Source organism: Finegoldia sp., from assembly GCF_046991905.1.
Classification (GTDB): domain Bacteria; phylum Bacillota; class Clostridia; order Tissierellales; family Peptoniphilaceae; genus Finegoldia.
Map to the genome: position 1 here is coordinate 1 of NZ_JBKWZF010000098.1, position 4,192 is coordinate 4,192.

7 protein-coding genes are annotated in these 4,192 nt (G+C 36.3%); all 7 read right to left on the reverse strand.

Annotated elements, in window-relative coordinates; all coding sequences use genetic code 11:
* Positions 1 to 79: 79 nt before the first annotated feature.
* Positions 80 to 265 carry a hypothetical protein gene (locus ACLUJM_RS13030; RefSeq protein ID WP_008817728.1) on the reverse strand — a complete coding sequence of 62 codons (186 nt, stop codon included), beginning with the start codon at positions 263 to 265 and terminating at the stop codon, positions 80 to 82.
* 188 nt (positions 266 to 453) lie between these two features.
* Positions 454 to 606: a hypothetical protein gene (locus ACLUJM_RS13035; RefSeq protein WP_412413005.1), complete on the reverse strand. Its 153-nt coding sequence runs from the start codon at positions 604 to 606 to the stop codon at positions 454 to 456.
* 90 nt (positions 607 to 696) lie between these two features.
* A complete protein-coding gene (locus tag ACLUJM_RS13040; RefSeq protein ID WP_008817729.1) occupies positions 697 to 1,071 on the reverse strand; it encodes a hypothetical protein in 375 nt (124 codons plus the stop codon).
* Positions 1,064 to 1,336, reverse strand: a complete 273-nt coding sequence (locus ACLUJM_RS13045; RefSeq protein ID WP_008817730.1) for a hypothetical protein — start codon at positions 1,334 to 1,336, stop codon at positions 1,064 to 1,066. The genes ACLUJM_RS13040 and ACLUJM_RS13045 overlap by 8 nt, the downstream gene beginning before the upstream one ends.
* A 126-nt stretch (positions 1,337 to 1,462) precedes the next feature.
* On the reverse strand, positions 1,463 to 1,957 hold the full coding sequence (locus ACLUJM_RS13050; protein ID WP_044947892.1) for a MerR family transcriptional regulator: 495 nt from the start codon (positions 1,955 to 1,957) through the stop codon (positions 1,463 to 1,465).
* Positions 1,958 to 2,552: 595 nt separating this feature from the next.
* Positions 2,553 to 3,431: a hypothetical protein gene (locus ACLUJM_RS13055; RefSeq protein ID WP_008817732.1), complete on the reverse strand. Its 879-nt coding sequence runs from the start codon at positions 3,429 to 3,431 to the stop codon at positions 2,553 to 2,555.
* A partial coding sequence (locus ACLUJM_RS13060) for a hypothetical protein (RefSeq protein ID WP_412413006.1) occupies positions 3,415 to 4,192 on the reverse strand: 778 nt, incomplete at its 5' end. The genes ACLUJM_RS13055 and ACLUJM_RS13060, both read right to left, overlap by 17 nt.

Sequence of the window (4,192 nt, forward strand, 5' to 3'; positions counted from 1 at the left end):
ATGATTACCATAGTATCATTCGGTAATTCATTTCGTTTTATGAGAAAAAGATGAAGAGTACCGGTAGAAAGTTTCTTTTTTAGTCTTCCTCTGAGTAGTCACAGTTTGAGCATTCCCAAACTTCTCCATCCCAATGTAAGCAACCACCGCATTCAGGGCATGGACGAACTTCATCATCGTCATCCTCTAATTCACCTGAACAATATGGACAATGGCTGTATTCAGATTCATCATAGACTTTATCACAAAATGGACACTGCTGCATAATTCCGCCTCCTTTCACATTAACATCAATAATCAAACTTAGTCGTTATCGTTCTGAGCAGATGGGGTTAATTCCATCATCTTCTGCGCATATGTATCACAATCAATTTCTTCATTGGCATACTGTTGCATATGCTCGTCAATCTGTTCTTTCAATTCTTCTCATGTCATTTTTTCACCACCTTCTAATTAATCGTCATTTGACAAATACCATCCGTGCTCTCGATGAGGCAAATTGAGTGGAAATCTACTGGAAATCGCATTAACCACATCAATATGTATACCGTAAATTTGAGTGTGCTCATCCGAATCATAATCCAGTTCATCTAGCAATGATTCCATTTCACTTGCTGTTTCACGAAGCTCATCTTCTGATGCTGTTTCCAGTCAACTACTTGTAAAATACGAAAAACGTCCCATTGTATTTCCCTCCTATCGCTTGTAATTTGAAATATTCGTCAACAATTCCTCTGACACAAAATAGGGATTATTATCGTCGTCAATTTTCTCTATCAAAACAGCATCCTTATCTGTTTCAAGCACTCTAAATTGGTCTCCGATTTTAAACGCTAAACCCTCATTGCTGATACCCTCTGCGGTTACAGAATATACCTTTGTATCTGCTATTTCCGTCAACTGATGTATTCTGATTTTCTTTTTAATTTCCTTAACAGTCTTTTTAACTACAATCTCGCTACCTTTATAAACAACTGCGCCGGTTCCGGCAATTATCAAAACAAGGTTTTTAGGGCCTCCGACCTTCTTTGCCGCAGTAGTCAACCATTGATATGCACCTAGATTACTCATTCTCTTCGCCTCCTCCATCTCGTCTACCATATCGCATCTCTTCCTCGACTAATTCATCGTGATGTTTATAACCACCAAATATAGAAATCGCTTCAGCTATAAATTCACAATCCTCCTCACTATATTCACCGGATTTTAACTTTGCAACATCACCTGCCAAATAGCTCGACGAATAAAATCGAGAGAACTGTTTTATGGTCATTTTTCCTTCCATACCATCAGCCTGGCCCAATATATTCTGATTTTCATATATGAACTTAACCATTAATTGAATCTCTGGATGATTAGCTCCCAGGGCCTTGCGCTTACAAATCGCTTTAGGTAATACGTATTCTGCAAGCAACTAATCCAAGTCTGTATTTTTCATCATCTCCAATGCAGCTAGCATACGTCACAAATCACTATTATTCCATTCTTCATTAGATTTGGATAACATCGTTTCAGCAAATTGTGCATATGCTTCACCTTGTGGATCACCTGAAATGTTCCATCTCTTAATGGCATTATTTTGAAAATCCTCAAACTTTACCTCACCCATTTTTTTAGGTCGTGATGGAAATCGCCCAGTTAGCTTAATAGTCTTCGCATATCCTAAATGGCGTTCCAGCTCTGCCTTTTTTTCTTCTAACTGTTCGACCTTCTGAGATATAGAAGTATCGAAATCAAACCCATCATCAGCGACCATATCGCAAATTTCTTTAATTGAATATCCCATACCCTGTAAAACTCGTATCGTCCAAATGCGGTCTATATCATCATCGTCATAATCTCGATATTGGCCATCCTTATTTTCAGGCATTAGATTAGCTTTCTCAAATACGCGAAGTGCCTTTCTTGTAACACCCAAGTTATCTTCAACCCATTTAACCTTATACCCCAATACCATCACCTCCTATTGAATTCATTATACAACATTGTCCCAAGGACAAAGCAATGGTTTTTTCAAAAAACGGATAAAAAAATTATGAAGCACTTCATAATCCATTCAGATCTTCTTGTTTTCCGTATTAAACATCTATTCCACTGCCTGCTACCCCTTCGAGTATCGAGTGGGCTGAACTGCGGTCGGCTCTGACAATAATCCCAGTGCCACAACCTATGACATCTAATCCACAGCCTAAACCCTGCCGCAATTCTTCGACCAGCCACTTTTTATCCGGTCAGACTAAAAAGTAGATATGTTTCCATACAAGAAAACCGAGCTTTTCGCAAGGCTTCTCTGATGATACTAACCTTACAAAAAACCCGGAAATACGCCGCTTTTCACAGCAAACAGACCGTCTCAACGTGTGATAGTTAGGCAATATCAGAACATATCAAGAAGGGCATAAATGCTGTATTTTCACATACACACTGTCATCTCAAATCTCGATTTTTGATTAGGCTATTTTGAACGGTTCGATTTCTATCATAAACAAAATGTAAAATTTAATATATATAATTTGTAATCCAAACTATATTCCTTCCAAAACAAACTCTTTTCATTGGATTGTATATGATTCCAGCAATAAAATTTTAATATTCTTTCCAGACACTTCATACTTAATAAACAACATATTACTTGTGTCAATAATACCAAAAGTTCCATCACCTTCATCTGGCTGAGATTTTTCCATAGCACTAATAACAGCTTTTTCTACAATATCACGGACATCATTTTCTTTCAAATAATCAATTGTAGAAGATGAAAATGAAAATACATATGTTTGTGATGAATGCATTTTTATATCATCTCTTTGGCAATTGTTGTTTGATAAATCATTCGGTATAGCTATAAAAAGAAGAATAATGAACAAACAGGCCAACGAGTTTCGTATACATGCGTATGAGGTGAAAACATAGTTGTTGCGAATAATGTTTTTCCTCTGATTTTGTGCAATACACTTATCGTAATCATCTCTTAATGTTTCCTTGTCATTTACTATACTACTAAGCTTAACAATATATGTTTCATTTTCACCAATCAACACATGGATAACAAGCAACCCAGCAACAATCATATACGTGACACTCGCGATAAACAAAATAATTGCAAACAAAGCAACAAATGAATTTTCGAATTTCGCACTTAAAGATGATAGTAATCCTGATGCGCCAATAATTAGAGAAATAGAAATTGTAATTCCTATGATGTTTGTTTTGGCTTTGTCTTCAAGTTTATCCTTTGTTTTAAAGGTATTTTCATACTGTTCCTTGAGTTCCTCTACACTGATTTTATCTGAATTTTCAATATTTGTCAGAATTCCTGTTGGTATAGTTTCTTCTCCCAATTCGTTTTTAGGAAACATTTTTCCTTTGATAATCTTTTTCGCTTCCCAATTACCAATAAATGGAAATATTATATCAAGTATTTTTTTCATATACACCTCGATTAACTAAGGTATCCACAATAGCTTTATCAATCGGAAGATTAGCACACGATGTAAGCCAGCCCCACTCTCCTGTAGGATTCACTTCAATGAAATAATATGTATCCCCCACCAAAGCAAGGTCAATACCGCCAAATGATAGGCTTAACTTTTTCATTATTAACATAAGCTGATTCTCAATATTTCGGGGCAATTTAACGCAAGTATATGTGAGATTATCTTTATTGCTCTTTCTCCAATCACCTTCTAATATCATGCCATCTTCTGTAATAGCAACAGGAAACATACGGTTGTTTACAAATGTAACCCGTATATCGCATTTGGGGGATAAGCACTCTTGGGTAATAATAGGTGCCAATTGGATTTCAGAAGATAGTAAGTCTTTTCCCTCAATCATTGTAGAATACGTGAACATTTCTTTATCATCCTCATAAAAAAGAGCTGTATCCAAAGATTTAACAATGTACATCTTTTCCTGAGCAATATTCTGTGGCAACGAATTACCTACATAGGTTTCTGGAACGCTAAAACCACATTCCTTTGCTATTTTAAGCTGGTAGAGCTTGTTTTCTGCTCGGTATGTTGCTACGGGATGATTCATCCACACAGCTTTGTCTATAATAATTAAGTTTCTAATAAAGGCACTCCACTGACTTCGTTTCAGTTGTTCCTCAACAGGACGAGCTTTTCCTGTTGTGCGTAAGAAAACTGGTGCCCTAAAATAGATTGATTTTATGGTTTCTGAACTTAAG